This is a genomic window from Rhodococcus sp. ABRD24 (genome assembly GCF_004328705.1).
Classification (GTDB): Bacteria; Actinomycetota; Actinomycetes; order Mycobacteriales; family Mycobacteriaceae; genus Prescottella.
In genome coordinates, this window is sequence record NZ_CP035319.1 from 2904591 (window position 1) to 2922828 (window position 18238).

Annotated in this window: 17 protein-coding genes and 1 tRNA gene; 8 read left to right on the plus strand and 10 right to left on the minus strand. The window is 66.9% G+C overall.

What is annotated here, in order from left to right; translation table 11 throughout:
* Positions 1–2 precede the first annotated feature (2 nt).
* The 6 genes from ERC79_RS12760 to ERC79_RS12785 form a co-directional block, all read right to left on the minus strand.
* Entirely contained in the window at positions 3–863 is an 861-nt protein-coding gene (locus tag ERC79_RS12760) for a class I SAM-dependent methyltransferase (protein ID WP_131578686.1), read from the minus strand.
* 114 nt (positions 864–977) lie between these two features.
* Positions 978–3485, minus strand: a complete 2508-nt coding sequence (locus ERC79_RS12765) for a LuxR C-terminal-related transcriptional regulator (protein ID WP_131578688.1) — start codon at positions 3483–3485, stop codon at positions 978–980.
* A gap of 152 nt (positions 3486–3637) precedes the next feature.
* Complete coding sequence (locus ERC79_RS12770) at positions 3638–4546, minus strand: glycosyltransferase family 2 protein (protein WP_131578690.1); 909 nt, start codon at positions 4544–4546, stop codon at positions 3638–3640.
* Positions 4543–5373 carry an ABC transporter ATP-binding protein gene (locus tag ERC79_RS12775; protein WP_131578692.1) on the minus strand — a complete coding sequence of 277 codons (831 nt, stop codon included), beginning with the start codon at positions 5371–5373 and terminating at the stop codon, positions 4543–4545. The genes ERC79_RS12770 and ERC79_RS12775 overlap by 4 nt, the downstream gene beginning before the upstream one ends.
* An 11-nt stretch (positions 5374–5384) precedes the next feature.
* Complete coding sequence (locus ERC79_RS12780; protein ID WP_131578694.1) at positions 5385–6266, minus strand: ABC transporter permease; 882 nt, start codon at positions 6264–6266, stop codon at positions 5385–5387.
* A 46-nt stretch (positions 6267–6312) separates the two neighbouring features.
* Entirely contained in the window at positions 6313–6897 is a 585-nt protein-coding gene (locus ERC79_RS12785) for a bacterial proteasome activator family protein (protein WP_131578696.1), read from the minus strand.
* Positions 6898–7033: 136 nt separating this feature from the next.
* On the opposite strand from ERC79_RS12785, the gene ERC79_RS12790 reads away from it, so the two are divergent.
* Positions 7034–8236, plus strand: a complete 1203-nt coding sequence (locus ERC79_RS12790; protein WP_131578698.1) for a cysteine desulfurase-like protein — start codon at positions 7034–7036, stop codon at positions 8234–8236.
* 16 nt (positions 8237–8252) lie between these two features.
* On the opposite strand, the gene ERC79_RS12795 is transcribed toward ERC79_RS12790, so the two are convergent.
* Entirely contained in the window at positions 8253–9248 is a 996-nt protein-coding gene (locus ERC79_RS12795) for an NAD(P)H-quinone oxidoreductase (protein ID WP_131578700.1), read from the minus strand.
* 37 nt (positions 9249–9285) lie between these two features.
* Here ERC79_RS12795 and ERC79_RS12800 point away from each other — a divergent pair, with 37 nt between their 5' ends.
* From ERC79_RS12800 to ERC79_RS12815, 4 genes are all read left to right on the plus strand, one after another.
* Positions 9286–10467: an alpha-hydroxy-acid oxidizing protein gene (locus ERC79_RS12800; RefSeq protein ID WP_165497106.1), complete on the plus strand. Its 1182-nt coding sequence runs from the start codon at positions 9286–9288 to the stop codon at positions 10465–10467.
* Between the two features lie 19 nt (positions 10468–10486).
* Positions 10487–10981, plus strand: a complete 495-nt coding sequence (locus ERC79_RS12805) for a MarR family transcriptional regulator (RefSeq protein WP_207390313.1) — start codon at positions 10487–10489, stop codon at positions 10979–10981.
* 42 nt (positions 10982–11023) lie between these two features.
* Positions 11024–11113: transfer RNA gene (locus tag ERC79_RS12810), tRNA-Ser, on the plus strand.
* A gap of 239 nt (positions 11114–11352) precedes the next feature.
* The gene (locus ERC79_RS12815; RefSeq protein WP_131578702.1) at positions 11353–12111 is read left to right on the plus strand and encodes a hypothetical protein; all 759 of its coding nucleotides are present in this window, start codon (positions 11353–11355) and stop codon (positions 12109–12111) included.
* 4 nt (positions 12112–12115) lie between these two features.
* Here ERC79_RS12815 and ERC79_RS12820 read toward each other — a convergent pair whose 3' ends face one another.
* Positions 12116–12331: an IS3 family transposase gene (locus tag ERC79_RS12820; RefSeq protein ID WP_131578704.1), complete on the minus strand. Its 216-nt coding sequence runs from the start codon at positions 12329–12331 to the stop codon at positions 12116–12118.
* A gap of 886 nt (positions 12332–13217) precedes the next feature.
* Here ERC79_RS12820 and ERC79_RS23460 point away from each other — a divergent pair.
* Entirely contained in the window at positions 13218–13538 is a 321-nt protein-coding gene (locus ERC79_RS23460) for a hypothetical protein (RefSeq protein WP_242676543.1), read from the plus strand.
* 30 nt (positions 13539–13568) lie between these two features.
* Here ERC79_RS23460 and ERC79_RS12830 read toward each other — a convergent pair whose 3' ends face one another.
* Both ERC79_RS12830 and ERC79_RS12835 read right to left on the minus strand, forming a co-directional pair.
* Positions 13569–14303 (minus strand): sulfite exporter TauE/SafE family protein, encoded by a 735-nt coding sequence (locus ERC79_RS12830; RefSeq protein ID WP_131578706.1) that lies wholly within the window; start codon positions 14301–14303, stop codon positions 13569–13571.
* 88 nt (positions 14304–14391) lie between these two features.
* On the minus strand, positions 14392–15651 hold the full coding sequence (locus ERC79_RS12835) for a benzoate/H(+) symporter BenE family transporter (protein WP_242676544.1): 1260 nt from the start codon (positions 15649–15651) through the stop codon (positions 14392–14394).
* 84 nt (positions 15652–15735) lie between these two features.
* On the opposite strand from ERC79_RS12835, the gene ERC79_RS12840 reads away from it, so the two are divergent.
* Together ERC79_RS12840 and ERC79_RS12845 are read left to right on the plus strand one after the other, a co-directional pair.
* Positions 15736–17121 carry a PLP-dependent aminotransferase family protein gene (locus ERC79_RS12840; RefSeq protein ID WP_165497107.1) on the plus strand — a complete coding sequence of 462 codons (1386 nt, stop codon included), beginning with the start codon at positions 15736–15738 and terminating at the stop codon, positions 17119–17121.
* A gap of 101 nt (positions 17122–17222) precedes the next feature.
* On the plus strand, positions 17223–18233 hold the full coding sequence (locus tag ERC79_RS12845) for a LuxR C-terminal-related transcriptional regulator (RefSeq protein ID WP_131578708.1): 1011 nt from the start codon (positions 17223–17225) through the stop codon (positions 18231–18233).
* The last annotated feature ends 5 nt before the right edge of the window (positions 18234–18238 follow it).

An 18238-nucleotide genomic window follows, 5' to 3' on the forward strand; every position in this document is an offset into this window, starting at 1 on the left:
GCTCACTCGCGGAGGCGGACCACGACCTGCTCGTGGTCCGCGGTATATGCGAGGTACTCGAACTCGAGGCCGGTGCGGGCGACGAACTCGGTCCACGCCCGGTGCTCGTGCTGCTGCCAGCCCGGGTAGTTGAAGTACTCGTCGAACACCAGCACCGAACCGGGCACCAGACGATCGCCGAGCAGATCGAGCACCGTGCGGGTGGACGAGTACAGGTCGGCGTCGAGGTGCGCGAACGCGACCGGGCCGGGATGTTCGGCAAGGAATCCGGGCAGGGTGTCCTCGAACAGCCCGGACACCAGATTCGCGCCCGGCACGGACGGCAACGTCTGCTGCGCGAACTCGCCGGCCGGGAACCCTGTCCGCCACGCCTCCGGCAGCCCGGAGAACACGTCGAAGCCCCACACGTCGTGGCCGGTGGGCCGCAGCGCCTCGGCGATGATCCGCAGCGTGGTGCCGCTCGCGACGCCGAACTCGAGCGCCAGCCCGTCCACCTTCACCAGTTCCAGCCCGTGCAGCAGGGTGTCGTGCGGATGCCAGAACACCGGCGCCTTCGGCATGTGCGCAAGCACGAACTCGGCGCTCTCTGCGGTAGCACGGATATCGAGGGCGTGGGCGATGTCCCGTCGGGTCCGGTGTTCGAGCTGGTCGAGACGCTCGCTCACCGACGCGACCTGTCCGCGCGCATGGGCCAGTTCCTGTAGCACCCGCTTCATCTCACCGTTGTGCGCGGCGAGTTCCGCCAGTAGCTGATCGTGCCGGTTCTCGTGCGCGATCCGCGATGCGCGGTCGGACTCGCGAACCACCTCCGCGACCGCCCGCTGCAGTTTGAGTCTGGTCGACCTTCGGAACCGATCGAGCATGCGTGGCGCCCCTCTCCCGTTTGAACGTCGAGTCCGCTCCCATGCTGCCAGGTTTCGGGTGCCCTCGCCTGGATGAAGCCGAAGGTGAGCGGACCGGTTGTGGATGCCGTCGCGTCAGGAGCGGCCGAGCAGGCGCAGCTCGCGTGCGCGGGTGACGGCCTCCGTGCCGCTGTGCACGTCGAGCTTGCGGTAGATGCTGCGCAGCTGGGTCTTGACAGTGTTGGGGGAGACGAAGAGTTCCGCCGCGATCGACTTCGGACTAGTCCCGGCTGCAAGGCGTTCCAGCACCGTGAGCTCGCGCGGGGAGAGTGTCACCTCGGCCACGGCGTCCGGGAACACCGAGGGCACCGGGCCGCCGGGCACCGCCGTCCCGCTCAGGGCCGAGAGTGATTCGATGTAGCGGCCGGGCAGAGTCGTGAATGCGCGCCTGTTCCCGAGCGGCCCGGCCAGCGTGCAGGCGCGGTTCCAGGCCCGCGTCGCCAGCTCGGGGTGGTCGTCCAAGTAGGAGGCGGCCTCGATGAGCAGTGCCTCGATATGGGCGCGTAGCCATCCGGACCGGGCCCACGACACCTGTGCGAGGACCTGGCGCGCGGTCTCGGGGTGTCCGGTCAGCAGTTCCATCCGCGAGACGGACACCAGCACAAGCGGATGCACACCGAGGTCGCGCGGGGCCAGGCTCCGCGCGACCGTGCTGTTGCCGAGTGCGAGGTTGAGGTCGATCTCCGCCGCGGTCAGCAGCACGTGCGACGCCCCGCCCGGTTGGTGCAGGCTGCGGTGACCGACCAGGTTGCGGTGGAGCAAGGCCAGACCGCCGTAGGGATCGCCGGTGGCGAGAGCATGCTGGGCCCCGGCGTAGGTGACGAACCCCCACAGTTCTTCCCGCGACTTCGGCGTACCCAGCAGATCCAGGAAGGACCGGGCGCCGTCGAAGTCCAGCCGGTCGAGATCCGCGAGCGCCGCGGCGGCTCGGCCACCGACGCGGATCATCTCGTCCCAGTAGCCGACGCTCGTGTCCACCCGCGCCTCCGCGCGGAGCCATTCCCGGGTTCGGGGAAGATCGCCCAGCAGCGCCCAGTTCAGTGCGATGCTTCCTGCGGCGTTCAGCACGACGAAGTCGAAGCGCGCGGTGTGTGCGCCCCGGTATGCGCGCTCGAACTGCACTGTCGCCGGTTCCAGGTCCCCGGCCAGCTGCATGCTGATGGCCCACTGCAGCTGGACCGTGGGCAGCTGTGGCGTCACGTTGTCGGGCTGATTTGCCAGCATGCTGTCGGCCAGCGAAACCATATGACCGGCCCGCTCCGATCCTTCCCGAAGGCTGCCAGCCATCCGCAGCGCGACGGACTGGACCGTTCCGATGTGCAGCATCTGGGCCGCGACTGGATCCGCGCCCAGTGCCGTCAGCTCCGCCGCCCCGGTCGGGATCGGCTGGTTCAGGAGGGGATGGCCGATGACGGTGTGGACGAACAACGCCTTGCCGGCGGCCACCGGGGGATGGTCGTCTGCGACCTCGGCGGGCAGCATGCGCAGGATCTGGACCAACAGCTCGAAGTGGCCCGCCACCATGTCGCTCCAGTGCTTTTCCACGATCCGGATCGCCACCGGCCATTCGGAGGCGTCGGCCGCATACCCGGCGGCGTCCGCGAAACGGCCCGCGTCGAGGCTGCGGTATGCCAGTCGCGCCATCAGCTCGTCCACATGGCCGGGGCGCTCGCGACGAGAGATATCCAGTACGGCCTGGCGAATCGCGTCGGGCCACGACCACGATCGGGAACCGCCGTCGTAGGTACCCACCAGAAGGCCGGCGGCGTCCATTCGCTCGAGTAGTTGTTCGGACGCTTCGACGCCGGTGAGTTCGGTGACCTCGCTTGGGCTCGGGTTTCGCGAGGCGGCCACCGTCACGGCATGTGTGCGGGTGTCGTGGTCGAGTTCCGACAGTCGCTCGTCGGTGTACTCGTCGAGGAGTCGACGCAGCACGGGAGTGAGCCGCCCGTTCTCATCGATGGGCGGACCAGGGAAGGTCCGCAGCAGGGAGGCAGCCGACGACACCAGCGCCGGGATGCCGCGCAGTTTCGCGCACAGGTCCTGGCACTGCGGCTCGGTGAGTTCGGTTTCGGCCGACCGGCACAATGCCAGGGTCTCGTCCGCCGTGAACACGAGATCGTCGGCCCGCAACGATACGCAGCGGATGCCGTCGGTCATCGCGGACAGCGGCAACTCGACGGCGCCGTGCACGCACACCACCGCGGCGGTGAGCGCACACTGTTCGATCAGGTCCACGACCGTCACGAGAGCAGGTCCGGCGCGGGAAGAGTCCACGCCGTTCAGCACCAGCAGACACGGCGCCGTTCTGTCGGGACGCGCGTCGAGCGTCGCCCGGAGGACGTCGGGCAACGCTGGACCGTCGAGGGCCGGACCGTCGATCCAGATCACCTCGCGGTCCGGGCTACCGCCGGCATGCAGCCAGGTCGCGACGAGGGTGGTCTTGCCGAAGCCCGATGGGGCCTGCACGATCGCCAGATCCGGCTCCTGCCCGAGCATGTCGAACAGCCGGGGTCGTGGAAGCGCCGTCGAAATGGACCGCGATGTCGGCACACCGATACGGCTGGGAAATGGGATCGTCACAGTCGTGGTTCCTTCGCAGACGGCGTGGCACGGCGCCCCTGATCGCCGACCTGAGGGATATCAGCCTTTCCGATCAGGGCCCGTCATGTGGCCCGTACCGGTCGTTTTGTGCCAAGAACCACAAACCGGACATCCGTTCGCCGGCGATGCCGTCAGGGCCGCTGGAACCGTTCCCGGCGCCCGAGCCCGCGCAGCCGCATCCACTCGACGAACCCCTTGGGATCGCGGCGGGCGACGAGGAAGTACCAGCCGAAGCGCGCGTACTCCTGCGGCAGCAGCTTGCGCATGCCCGGCTGCGCCATGAGGTAGCCGCGATTGCGGTAGGTGAAGAAGCGTTTGGTCTCGTTGTCCGGGTATTGCGTGTGCATCCGGCCACCGAGGATCGGCTTGAACTCGTCGGCGCCGTCGGGGTGCACGTACGCGGTCTGCAGGCAGGTGCCGAACGGTAGTCCCGAGCGGACCAGGCGGCGGTGCACCTCCACCTCGTCGCCGCGCACGAACAGGCGCAGATCCGGGACGCCGACGGTGTCGATCGCCGCCGCGGAGAACAGCGCGCCGTTGAACAGCGACGCGATGCCGGGCAGCAGCTCCTCGTCGCCCAGTTCGTGACGCCACCGCCGCCACTCGACGCCGCGGCGCAGCGGGAACGCCAGCCGGTCCGGCTGGGCGATGTCGCACACGACGGGGGAGACCTCGGCGAGGCCGTGCTTCTTCGCGCAGTCGAGCAGCGTCGCGAGGACGTCGGGGCCCTCGGGGCGGCCGTCGTCGTCGGCGAGCCACACCCAGTCGGCGCCGAGCGACAGCGCGTACAGGATGCCGAGCGCGAAGCCGCCGGCGCCGCCGAGGTTGTGCTTGGAGCCGAGATAGGTGGTGGTCATCCCGGCGCGCTCCGCGGTGTCTTCCACGAGCGCGCGGACGTCGACCTCGTCGGCGTTGTCGACCACGACGAGGTGATCGAGCGGGCGGGTCTGCGAGGCGAGAACTTTCAGCGACTGCGCGAGCAGCTCGCGACGCTTGTGTGTGACGACGACGCCGACGATGTGTTCGCTGCGTTCGGTCACCGGGCCTGCTCCTGGCCGGCCTGCTGGTGGCCGTCTCTTTCCATGTCGGCGATCACCTGGCGCACGTGGTCGGCGGCATCATCGCCCTCGTACGCTCGGACGACGTCCTCGATCTCGCCGTGCATGCGCACCTGGCCGTGGTCGATCCACATCGCGCTGTCGCACAGCTGCGCCAGGAACTCGTTGGAGTGGCTCGCGAACACGAGGATGCCGGAGCGTTCGACGAGCTTCTGCAGCCGGATCCGTGCCTTCTTCATGAACTCGGCGTCGACCGCGCCGATGCCCTCGTCGAGCAGCAGGATCTCGGGGTCGATACTGGTGACCACGCCCATCGCGACACGCACCCGCATGCCGGTGGAGTAGGTGCGCAGCGGCATGTTCAGGTACTCACCCAGCTCGGTGAACTCGGCGATCTCGTCCATCTTCGCGAGCATCTGCTTACGCGTCTGCCCCAGGAACAGGCCGCGGATGATGATGTTCTCGTAGCCGGAGATTTCCGGGTCCATGCCGACACCCAGGTCGAAGACGGGCGCGACACGGCCCCGGACCCGGGCGCTGCCGCGGGTGGGCTCGTAGATGCCCGACAGCAGGCGCAGCAGCGTCGACTTGCCGGCGCCGTTGTGTCCGACGAGGCCGACGCGGTCACCTTCCTCGAGGGACAGCGTGATGTCCCGCAGCGCCTCGACCACGACGACGTCGGAGTCGTTGCGGCCGATGGTGCCGCCGGCCTTGCCGAGGAACGCCTTTTTCAGCGACCGCGACTTTGCGTCGAAAATCGGGAAGTCGACGCACGCGCCGCGCGTCTCGATGCACACATTGCTGGTCATGTCGTGGCCCCTTAAACCCAGTAGGCCACGCGGGCCCGGTACTTGCGCAGCGCCAGGATCGCGACCGTCCAGCCGACGACGGTGAAGGCCAGCACGATGTACCAATGGTAGGCCTGCTGGTCCTGGCCGATCATCGGGGCGCGGACGATGTCGAGGAAGTGGAACAACGGGTTGATCTCGGCGATCTTCGCTCGCTTGGCCACCTCGGGACCCTGCGCTTCGAGGCTCTGCGTCGTCCACATGATCGGGGTGAGCACGAACAGCAGCAGCGTCAGGCTCTGCAGAATGGGCGCGATGTCCCGGTAGCGGGTGGCGAAGATGCCGAACACGATCGACACCCACAGCGCGTTGAGGACGATCAGCCCCAGCGCCGGGATGGCCGCCAGATCGGGCCACGTCAGGTGCCGCCACACCCCGAATGCCAAGAGCATGATCACGTAGATCAGCAGGTTGTGCGCAAACAGCAACAGCTGGCGCCACACCAACCGGTAGATGTGCACGCTCAGCGCCGACGGCAGCTGTTTGATCAGACCCTCGTTGGCGATGAAGACCTCGGAACCCTCGAGGATCGACGCGCTGATCATGTTCCACACGATCAGGCCGACCGTGACGTACGGCAGGAACTCCTGGATCGGGATGTCGAGCAGTGCTGCGTAGAGGATGCCGATCGCGGTGGCCTGCACGCCGGTGGCGATGGTGATCCAGAACGGGCCGATCACCGAGCGGCGGTATCGCTGCTTGATGTCCTGCCAGCCCAGGTTCAGCCAGAGCTCACGCTGCGCAAACCCGTCCCGCAGGTCCTTGAAGGCGCGACGGAACGTCTGCGAATCGGAGACATGGCTATCGGTGTCGGCGTCCGACGCCGGTTCAGGATCCAAGGCTGCTGCTGACACGGGTTCCGAGCCTACCGTTCGGCGTGCGGATACCGGCGTCCGCGCATTACAGGTACTGACCGGTGCCGGGCGGGGCACTGTCGTCCGGTCCCGGCATCCGGTGCTGGGGGCCGATGCTCATCCCGGGTGGCAGTGCGCCCTGACGCATCTGCTCGAGCTGCGCCCGCGCCGCCATCTGCTGCGCGAACAGCGCCGTCTGGATGCCGTGGAACAGGCCCTCGAGCCAGCCGACCAGCTGGGCCTGGGCGATGCGCAGCTCGGCGTCGGTGGGCACCGCGTCCTCCTCGAACGGCAGCGTCAGCCGCTCGAGCTCCTCCCGCAGCTCCGGGGCGAGTCCCTGTTCGAGTTCGCGGACCGACGACTTGTGGATTTCCTTGAGCCGGGTACGGCTGGCGTCGTCGAGCGGGGCCGCTCGCACTTCTTCGAGCAACTGTTTGAGCATCGTGCCGATGCGCATGACCTTCGCCGGCTGCTCCACCATGTCGGCGAGCGAATCCTGGTCGTCCTTCTCGGCGGCCGTGTCCTCGGACTCGGTCTGCAGGTGTCCGGCGCGGTCCCCGTAGCCGGGCATGGGAACGGGGTGGCCGTCGGGTCCGATTACGAGCACGCGTTCATTCTCCGGTTGCGTCATGGCTCTATCTTGTACGTTTGGCCAATCGTTTGCCGAGGGCGGGTCGCTTGACCCGAATGTGTTGTGTGGTAAAGCACGTTCCGAAAAGTCGGATCTGGATCACGCGGCATTGACAGCGGGTCCTAGAGTGTCGGTCATGGCTTACGACGTTGCCCGGGTACGGGGACTGATCCCGTCGCTGGGCGACGGATGGGTGCATCTCGACCCGCAAGCCGGTATGCAGATTCCCGATGCGGTCTCCCGCACCGTCTCGACGGCCTTCCGCGCTTCCGCGTCCTCGTCGACGGGACGCCATGTGTCGTCCCGTCGCAGCGCGGCAGTTGTCGAGGCTGCGCGCGAAGCGGTCGCGGACCTGGTCGGCGGCGATCCCGCGGGTGTCGTGCTGGGCGCGGACCGCGCGGTCTTGCTGGCGTGGCTGGCGGAATCGCTGAGTTCACGCCTCGGGCTCGGTACCGGGCTGGTGCTCTCCCGCCTCGACGAGGAGGCGAATGTCGCGCCGTGGCTGCGGGTGGCGAGCCGGTACGGCGCGCAGGTGCGATGGGCCGAGGTGGAGATCGAGACCTGCGAGTTGCCCAGCTGGCAGTTTGCAGAACTCATCCAGCCGACGACGCGACTGATGGCGCTAACCGCCGCGTCCCCGATCGTCGGCTCGGCACCCGCGGTGCGGGTGGCCGCAGATCGTATCCACGAGGTGGGCGGGCTGGTAGTGGTCGATGCGATCGGTGCGGCCCCCTACGCACACGTGGACATCGAAGACCTCGGCGCCGATGTCATCGCCGTCAGCGGACCCTCGTGGGGCGGACCTCAGGTGGGGGCCCTCGTGTTCCGGGATCCGACGCTGCTGGACCGCATTCCCGCGGTCTCGCTCAACCCGTACGCTCGCGGGGCCGAGCGGATGGAGGTCGGCGGCCACCAGTTCGCGCTGCTCGCCGGGCTGACCACGTCCATCGATTTCCTGGCCGGGCTCGAGGAGACCGCCACCGGCACCCGTCGCGAGCGGCTCGAGACGTCGATCAGCTCACTGCAGGCGTACCACGATCAACTGTTCGAGTTCCTGATGCGGTCACTTGCGGGGCTGCCGCACGTGACGGTCATCGGGCATTCACCGATCCGGGTTCCCACACTGAGCTTCACGGTCGCCGGCGTCCCCGCCGACAAGGTGGCCGCGCATCTCGCCGACAACCGCATCGCCACCGTGAGCGGATTCCAGGGCGGCGGCCGGCTGCTCGACGCGCTGGGTGTCAACGACGAGGGCGGTGCGATCACGATCGGCCTCGCGCCTTACACCACCCGCTACGAGATCAACCAGCTCGTCAAGCACCTCGGGACGCTGGGGTAGGTCCAGTTCTCCGTCGTCAGTCCTCGCGGATGCTGAGCACCACCTTGCCGACAGTTTCGGGGGAGTCGAGCATCGCGTGCGCCGCCGGCGCCGCAGTGATCGGCAGCTCCGCGTGCACGATCGGCTGCACGATGCCGTCGCCGACCAGCGGCCACAGCTTGTCCCGCACCGACGCGATCACGACCGCCTTGCTGGACGGGCCGGTCTTCGGCCGACCGCGCAGCCCGGTCGCCAGCACCCGCGCGCGTTTGGCGAGCAGCTTGCCGATGTCCAGTTCGCCCTTGCGTCCGCCCTGCATTCCGATGATCACCAATTGGCCGTCGGGGGCGAGGGCGTCGAGGTTGCGATCCAGGTAGGACGCGCCCATGTTGTCGAGGATGATGTCGGCGCCATGGCCGCCGGTCTTCTCCCGTAGCACCTCGACGAAGTCGGCGTCCCGGTAGTTGATCAGGATGTCGGCGCCCAGTTCGCGGCAGCGCTCGAGCTTGTCGGCGGAGCCCGCGGTGACGGCGACCCGCGCGCCGAGCGCCTTGCCGACCTGGATGGCGTGGGTACCGATACCCCCGCCGCCGCCGTGCACCAGAAGCACCTGGCCGGCGTGCAGGCCACACTCCATCACCAGGTTGGACCACACCGTGCACGCCACCTCCGGTAATGACGCGGCCGCACGCAGGTCCAGTCCGTCGGGTACCGGCAGCAGCTGGGTGGCTGGGACTGCGACCTTCTCGGCGTAGCCGCCGCCCGAGAGCAGGGCCGCTACCCGGTCTCCGACCTTCCAGCCGTGGACGTCGTCGCCGATCTCGGCTATCACACCGGAGCATTCGAGGCCGAGAATGTCGCTCGCACCGGGTGGCGGCGGGTACATCCCACGGCGCTGGAGCAGATCGGCCCGGTTGACTGCGGTCGCGGCGACATCGACAAGCACCTCGCCGGGAGCGAGTGTCGGATCGGGAACCTCGGACCAGGTCATCACTTCGGGTCCGCCGGGCTCGGAAATCGTGATCGCGTACATACCTGTGACGCTAGCCGGATCGCGCTAGCGTCACCGAATGACCTTCTTCGGCAACATGCAGAACGAGATCTACCTGACCGGTATCGGTGGGGCGCGCCCAGGCTTGCCGATGACCGCGGCGGGTCTCGAGGCCCGGGCCCGGGAGAAGCTCAGTGCTGAGGCGTACGCGTACATCGCGGGCAGCGCGTCCACCGAGCGCACCGCTGCCGCGAATCTGGACGCCTTCACCCGCCACATGCTGGTGCCGCGGATGATGCGCGGCACCGGCGCGCCGGACGCCCGCGATCTGAGCGTCGACATCCTCGGCACCCGGCTGGCGGCGCCGATCCTCACGGCCCCGATCGGGGTGCTCGGTCTGGTCCACGAGCACGGCGAGGCGATCGTCGGGGAGGTCGCCGCGGGGTTGGGTATCGGTTCGGTGCTGTCGACGGCGGCGTCGTCGACCATCGAGGAGGTAGCCGCGGTCTCCGGCGACAACTGGTGGTACCAGCTGTACTGGCCGGCCGATGACGAGCTGGCGCAGTCATTGGTGCAGCGCGCCGCGAAGGCCGGCGCCAAGGCGATCATCGTGACCGTCGACACCCCGGGAATGGGTTGGCGACCAAGAGATCTGGAACTCGGCCATCTGCCGTTCCTGCGGGCGCAGGGTATCGCGAACTACCTGTCGGATCCGGTGTTCCGCTCCCGGCTGGCGACCCCGCCGGAGGAGAGTGCCGAGGCGATGCAGATGGCGGTGCTCACGTGGGTGTCGCTGTTCGGCAACCATGCGCTACGCGCGTCGGATATCGCGAAGATAGTCGAGTGGACCGGTCTCCCCGTTTTGGTGAAAGGCATTGTCCACGAGGATGATGCGCGTGCGGTGGTGGACTCCGGCGCGGACGGCATCGTGGTGAGCAACCACGGGGGCCGACAAGTGGACGGTGCGATCGCCGCACTCGATGCCCTGGGGCCCGTCGCTGCCGCGGTGGGAGACCGCGCAACGGTGCTGTTGGACTCCGGGATCCGTTGTGGCGCGGATGTATTGACCGCACTCGCGCTAGGTGCCGATGCGGTCCTCTACGGTCGACCGTGGGTGTACGGACTGGGATTGGCGGGATCTGAGGGCGTTCGGCACGCACTGCGAATCCTGTTGGCGGATTTCGACGTCACGATGGGGTTGGCCGGTCTGTCCAGCATCGCCGAGATCGACTCGAGTATGCTCCGTACTGCCGATCGGTAGGTAGCACTACGATGCATTTGTGACAGCAGATGCTCGAGAAACCACGGGAGCCGCGACGGAGTGGCTCGGTGCCGGCGAGATGCGCGCGTGGCGCAGTTTCATAGACGGCAGTCAGCGACTGATGGACGTGCTGAACAGGGAGCTGGAGGCAGGGCACGACCTGTCTTTGGCGGAGTATCGGATCCTGGTGATGCTGTCGGAATCGCCGGACGGATCGCTGCGGATGAGCGACCTCGCGGACGGCGTCCTGTCGTCGCGCAGCCGACTGACTCATCAGATCCGCCGGATGGAGGCCGAGGGCATGGTGGAGCGCAGCCAGTGCGTCGAGGACGGCCGCGGAGTGCTTGCGGTCATCACCGATGAGGGCCGGCGACGGCTCGCCGAGGCCGCACCCACCCACCTCGCCGGGGTCCGCAACTACATGATCGATCTGCTCAGCAAGCCCGAGATGCGGGTGCTCGCGGAGGTCTTCGAAAAGGTCGACGAAGCCATCGGAGACCGCGCCGTCAGCTGATCGGTTTCGCCCCCTGCCGTGCATGCGGCTAGGATCTGCCACGGAAGCGTGGCAGAGCGGCCGAATGCACTCGCCTTGAAAGCGAGCGTGGCGTTAAACCCACCGGGGGTTCAAATCCCTCCGCTTCCGCCAAGGTCAGGGGCGGTTTCAAACAACCGCCCCTGACGTCGGAAGATCCGGCAACGCCCCGATGTGACACAGACATGACACGTGATCGTTAGGATCGCGGGCGTGGCGTTGAGAAAGTCGAGCTGCCGCGCGGGGACATCCGGTACCAGGTCCGGGCACGGGTGGCCGGCCCAGACGGCGCGAGACGTCAGCTGCGCTGAAGATTCGAGACCTCGAAGGCGGCGGGGGAGTTCCGCGACGAGTTGCAGGACACGCTCAAGAAGGAAGCCACTCAGGCTGCGGCCGACGAGGCGGGGGTCGTCACGGTGGCTCAGGCGGTCGAGCGCTGGCTCGCGGCGCAGCGGATCAATCCGGCCACGCTTGCGGCCTACACGGCGGCGCTGGCGCCACTGGTCGACCGGTTCGATGGTCGCGATGTGCGGACGATCGGCGACAGCGAGGTTGAGCAGCTCGTGCAGGACCTGGCCGCTGGTACCGGGCCAGGCGGGCCGAAGTGGAAAACCTCGATCAACCCGATGCTCGCGCGCACCAAGGCTGTCTGGAAAGACCTGGAGCGGCAAAAGGTGCTCAGCGACAATCCAATCCAGAACATAAAGCCGCTGCGCAAGAAAGACGACGCCGACGCCTACGAGGGCGCCCTGGACTTGTCCGACCGACTCGGTGAAAACGAGGTTGCGCGGTTGGTGAAGATGCACTCCAGGGTGGATCTGCCCCTGGTTGGCGGGCCACGGTCGCCTCAGTACATGGCTGTGGTTCATGCGCCGATGGTGCACCTTGCGCTGATCGGGCTTCGGCGCGGTGAGCTGGCGGGGCTGCGTTGGAGCGCAATTGATTTGGACGCCGGACGAATCACGGTGGCCGTGCGGACCAGGGTTCGCGTTACAGGCTGGACCATTGATCAAAAGAATGGCAAGACGACCCGCGCACGGCGATCACTGAAACTCCCAGCCTCGGTGCTGACCGTTCTGAACTGGTCCCCGATAGTTGGACCGGCTAAGTAAGAGCCTAGGCGTCGAGGGCCTGGGCCCGGTATCGCACCGGGCTCAGGTCCTCGAGCTTTGTTGAGATCCGTTCGGTGTTGTACCAGTGGATGTAGTCGTCAAGAGTGGTGGTCAGTGCGTCGGTGTCGAGGTAGAGGGTGTGGTGGAAGAGTTCGGCTTTGAGGTGGCCGAAGAAGTTCTCGATCACGGCGTTGTCGTAGCAGTTGGCCTTGCGGGACATCGATTGGCTCGCACCGCATCCGCGAGTATTCGCCGCCAGGACGAGTGTTGATACTGGAATCCCTGGTCCGAATACACGATCGGGGCCTGCCCGTCGTCAAGAGTCGCGGGCGCGGCACACAGAGAGCTGTTGGTCAGCTCCTGGCTCGGTGACGGGCCGATCGAGTGGGCGATGATCTGCCGGTCGAACGGTGCCCTCGGCGATGATGTCGATGTGCGCGGGTGCGCCGTTGTAGGTGCGCACCCGGTCACATGCCCCGGCGCGCTGTCGAGGATGATGTCGATCGCGATCTCGGTGAGGTCGCCTGTCTCGAGGTCGCCAAGCGGGCTGCGGCCGTCGAGGATGTCGGTGGGGGTGAGCCACCGGCGCCGCCTTGGTTGAGTAGCGCATGGTAAGGGATTCGTCGACGTCGGTGAAACGGAGGCTGCCGGGGACGAACTCGTGACGATGTGGGTCGGCGTCGCTGAGCTGCCAGGTCGTGGTGATGAGCCGTACTCGGGTGACCAGACCGCGGACCTCGTCAGCTCCGTAGAAGTCCTCCTACGCGATCAGGATTCCCTAACCTGCACGTGACCGGTCACCGGACGTTCGGCTGCGTACCGTGCGCTCCAGCCGTCACCGTGCAGCACGATCGGCAGTCAGGGTCGGCCCTCCGGAGGACGGTGCTGCCGCCGACCAACCTCCGAACGCGCGACCGCGCGGAGCAGGGTGCTCGCCTGCGCCGCGATTGCGTCCCGTGCTGCTGACACCGGATCGTGCGAATGGGATGCAGGTGTGGTGACGAATGCAAGGCGAACCTCCAACATGGTTCCCACCTTGAGGTTAGCTGTCCCGTCGTCTGCTTGGTCCCAATGGGGGGACCCGCATACGTAGGGTGCGTCCGAACGTGACGGCCCGGCCCCTGTGGTTTCGGCCGCTGTCCTGTCATCGTTCGTTACGGCGCCGGGAGACGATGCTGCCGGTCGCAGTCCGGACGCATGGAGGTCGCTGTGAGACAGAGGGATCCGGCAGGATTCGGTGTCGAGAGCTTGCGCCGCGGCAGTGTGTCGGGCGCGACGCCGATCCGCTCGGCGACCTCGATCCGCGAGAGCTGTGGACGCTGGTCGTCGACGCGATCGGCCGAGTCGACCACGCGACCATCTATGACAACATCGCCGCGGACGTCACGCGGATCGTCGGAGGCGACGTGGTGGGTGAGATCAACTAGCCCGCATGGACTCCGGAAGAGGGGGACCGCTCATGTGAAGAGCCCCTCCCGCAGGACAGAAGCGGCTCCCGCCAGCGCGACGGTCACAACAAAGATACGTATCGTCGATGGCGTAAACCGTTGGGCTAGTAAATCCCCGATCGTTGTACCAGCAAGGAGGGTGGAAGCGGTTGCACACCACATCCACACTGGCCAAGCCGGCGCTCCGGCTGGGAGAATCGCCAGCTTCGCGCAGAATGAGACACTTCCGAGAACCAAGAACAGTGGTTGTGTCGTCGCCACGAACGAGCGGTGCGGCCAGTCGGTGAGGATCGCGTATGCCGTGATCGGCGGTCCTCCCATACCGGCTGTCGAGTTGGTGATCCCTGCCGCCGCCCCGGCAACCACCGTCGCGGCACGGCCGGAGGCGCGGACATCGAGATACTTGACCAGTATCGATCCCGCAAGCGCGACAACCGAAACGGAGCCGATGACAACGAGAAGCGCTGAATTCGAGCTTCTCGCACTGAACTCGGCACCCAGCAGCGCGGTGACGACAGCAGGCGGCATCAGCCACCGCAGCAGGTGCCAGTCGATGTCGCGCCACACTCGGACAGCGACGACGAGCGCGGCGATCGACGCCAGTGCGTTGACAACGAGGACGCCCTGCTGCGGACCGATCAACAGTACGAGGAAGGGGGATACGAGCATCGAGAACCCCAGTCCTGCAAGCCTCTGCGTCACCGCGCCAATGAACACCAGGACGATGAGGGCGAGTTCGAGCATGATTCACAGTCCTGCTGTCTTGGTGCGGCGCCGACCCGTTCGGATCGTCGCCGCACCTTCGGGCACCGATCGAGTAGTGCGGGCGATCTCAGCGGATCACCTCCTCGGCAAGGGGATCCGGGTCGGGGTCAGGGCTCTCGACGCTGGTGGCGCGGGTGGGGCGACGCTTCACCGTGGGCAGGCCCAACATCACGTACACGGCACTACCGGCGAGCAGTCCCCAGAATGCGCTGCCCACGCTGACGAGGACGATGCCCGACATCGTGACCGCGAGCGTGGTGAGCGCCGAGACACCGGTGCGGGCGTCGCCGCCCATCGCGCCCTTCAACGCGGTGAGCGTCGAGGCGAGCAGTGCTACCGCGGCGAGTGTCGTGATGGTCGCGGTGGGGATGGACTGGAAGCCCGCGACGAGGAAGCTGCCGAAGACTCCGACGAGCAGATAGGCGACACCGGCTGAAAGCCCTGCGATGTAACGGCGATTCCGGTCGTGATGCGACTCGGGGCCGACGGCGATGGCCGCGGTGATGGCCGCGATGTTGATGCCGTGGTTGCCGGCCGGGGCCAGCAGCGCGGAGACCGTGGAAATGGACCCGACGAGGAGCCGATCGTTGGGCCGGTAACCCTCGGAGCGCAGCAACGCCAGTCCCGGTGCGTTCTGCGAGGCCATCGTCACGATGAACAGCGGAAGACCGATGCTGACGAGCGCGGTGAGATTGAAGGTCGGCATCGTGAAGACCGGGCCGGTGATCGTCAGCCCCACGTTGATCGATTTGAAGGAACCTGTCACCGCGGCGACCGTCACGCCGACGATCAGCGCCGCCAGGACCGCGTACCGGTCGAAGTACCGCTTACCGACGAAGAAGGTGATGATCACGCTGCCGGCCAGCACTGGAGCCGCCTGGAACGCCGCGCCGGCCGAGATGACGAAGGGGAGCAGGATGCCGGCCAGCAGCGCCTGCAGCACCGGCGCGGGCACGCGGTCGAGCAGCCATCCGAACCACCCCGTGTATCCGACGACGGCCGCCGCGACGGACGCGACCAGGAACGCTCCGACCGCGTCGGAGAAGCTGAACCCGCCCAGCGACGCGATCAGGAGGGCGGCGCCCGGCGTCGACCATGCCACGATGATCGGCATGCGTGTGAACAGACTCAACGCGATGCTGCACACGCCGTTGCCGATCGACACAGCCCACACCCACGAGGCGGTCTGCGCCTCGTTCAACCCGGCCGCGCGAGTCGCCTCGAGCACAATGAGGAACGGACCGGAGTAGTTCACCAACGCGGAGATCACTCCGGCGACGAGTGCGGACGCTGAAGCGTCCCTGAGCACAGAGCGCAGCACACTCATGCGACGAACTTCCGTCGAGGGTCGACCGCAGTCCATGACAGTAACGTGATTGACAGTACGTGAGTAACGTTATCCAATGGTCTCATGAACAACAATAACAGAGCGTCGGATGTTGCCGCGGTCCTGCGGAGTCGGGCGGCCTCCATGCGTGTCGGTGAGAAACTGCCCCCCGTTCGTCAGCTCTCACGTGAGTTCCAGGCCAGTGCTGCGACGGTTTCCCAGGCCATCGCGCAGCTTCAAGCGCTCGGGGTGGTCAAAGCGGAACCGGGCCGAGGCACGTTCATCGTCGGCCGAGACCGGGGTCCGGAACCCGACTATTCGTGGCAATCGCAATCTCTCGGCCACGCACGGGTCGATGCGCGCAGAACCTCCCGGTTGGGAGCCTACGGAACCGCCGACGACATCCAGCTGTCGTGGGGATATCTAGCCCCTGAGTTGCAGCCGCTCGAAGACCTTAGATCTTTGGGCGCTCGCGCCGCGCGAAGCCCGCGGGCGTGGATGATGGCGCCCCCGTCCGGCTTGCCGGATCTGCGCAGAGTCTTTTCCGAGGAGTTCCACACCGATCCGAGCGACGTGCTGATCGTGCCCGGGGGACAGCAGGCGCTCGCTTACGCACTGCGAACCCTTGCCGATCCCGGCTCGACGGTGATTGCCGAGAGCCCCAGCTATCCCGGTGCGATGATCGCCGCCCAAGCGGCCGGCCTCGAGCTGGTTGCTGTGCCCGCGGATGCTGACGGCATCCGGCCCGACAAACTCGCCGATGCTCTGGAACGCACACGCGCGACGGTGGTCTATCTCCAACCCTGCTATGCCAATCCGACCGGTGCCGTGTTGAGTGTCTCTCGCCGCGAAGAGGTGCTCCGGCTCGCCGCTCGTCACGGGGCATTCATTATCGAAGACGACTGGGCCCGGCATTTGACTATCGATGGCCGTGCGCCCGCGCCGCTGTTCACTCAAGATCCGGATGGGCATGTGGTCTCGATTGCTACCTTGAGCAAATCGGCTGCGCCGGGCTTGCGTGTCGCTGCGATTGCCGCGCGGGGACCAGCCGGCGAACGCCTACGGACAGCGCGCATCGCCGACGACATGTGTGTGCCTCCGTTGGTTCAGGAGGTCGCTCTGAGCCTGCTCACTTCCAGTGCCTGGCCGCGGCACCTCAAAAGGCTTCGATCGCACCTGACGGAGCGTCGTGACGCAATGCTGGAGGAGATCGCTGCCACACTCCCGAACGTGCGAGTTCCGCACACTCCCCAGGGCAGCATCCACCTCTGGGCCAAGCTGCCGGAAGGTACCGATACGGCGGCGTTGACGGCCGCGGCCCAGGATGCCGGCGTGCTGATCGGAGACGGCGGGCACTTCTACTTCGACGAGCCACCTGCGGCCTACATCCGCCTCTCGTATGCCGCCGCCTCAGTTCCGCAGATCAGCGAAGGCATCCGTCGAATCGCGCGGCTCATGGACCGAGGATGAGCGCGACGTATCGTAGACAAGCTGGTCTCGTCAATTGGCTTCCGGGAGTGCGTCTCCCGCGCGCATGAACTTCGAGCGCCACTCCGTCCTATGATGACGCCATGTCCAGGTCATCGATGGTGGACTCGGCGCGACGGATCTCGGCGATCGTTGCCGACACCGCACCGATGGATCAGCGTGCCGAAGCAGTGCTCGGTGAGCTGGCGAAGATCGTTGCCTACGATGCCGCGCAGATCGCGGTCTGGGACCCGATGACGTCGACGCATCACACTGTCGCCAGCCGCGGATACACCGAGGAGATGCGTGCCGCGCTGAACGGGCCCCGGTATCGCACCGACCGCGTCTGGGGTGTGCTGGAGCAGCGGGCGGAACCGGTCTTCTGGAAGGACTGCCCGTTCGATCGGCGCGAATCGGCGTTCTACGTCCAGGCAGTCGAGGCGCACGGATTCCGTGAGGGCGCCACGATGCTGCTGCGTGCCATCGACGGCGTGTACCTGGGAATGCTGTTGCTGAACCTCGAGGTGGCCGCGCCGCCCGCGGACGAGGTACGTGAAGTTCTGGGGATCGTGGGGGCCGGGATGTCTCCGCTCGTCGATCGCCTCGCTCCGGCACGGCAGTTCGTCTCGATGTACTCACCGCAGCTTCCCGCCGCCGCACTCGATCGGGTCCACGGGTGGGTGCCGCTGACCCCCGAAGATTTGCCTCCTCCGGCGTTGCTGGAGGCGATAGCCGAGGTTCTGTCGAGGACGGACCGCCCGACACGGTTCCGCTGGTGCGATCGTGACGGCGATCGCCGTGGCAGGCAATCGCGGGCGCAACCACTGACGGTCGAGTTGTTTCCCTTCAGCGGTTCGACATGTCGCGCAGTCGTGAGCTGGCGTCAGGAACCGCTTCCGTACGGTCTGACCCGGCGTGAGCTGGATGTTCTCGCCGTGTTGGTGACGGGGGCGTCGAACGCCGCCATCGCACAGGCGCTGTCGACGAGCGTTCGAACGATCACCACGCACGTCGAACACATTCTTGCCAAGCTCTCGGTCACCACTCGAACAGCTGCCGCCCTCCTCGCCGATCGTGAAGGGCTGCTCAGCTTCGACGAAAGATACGCAATCTGACCGAC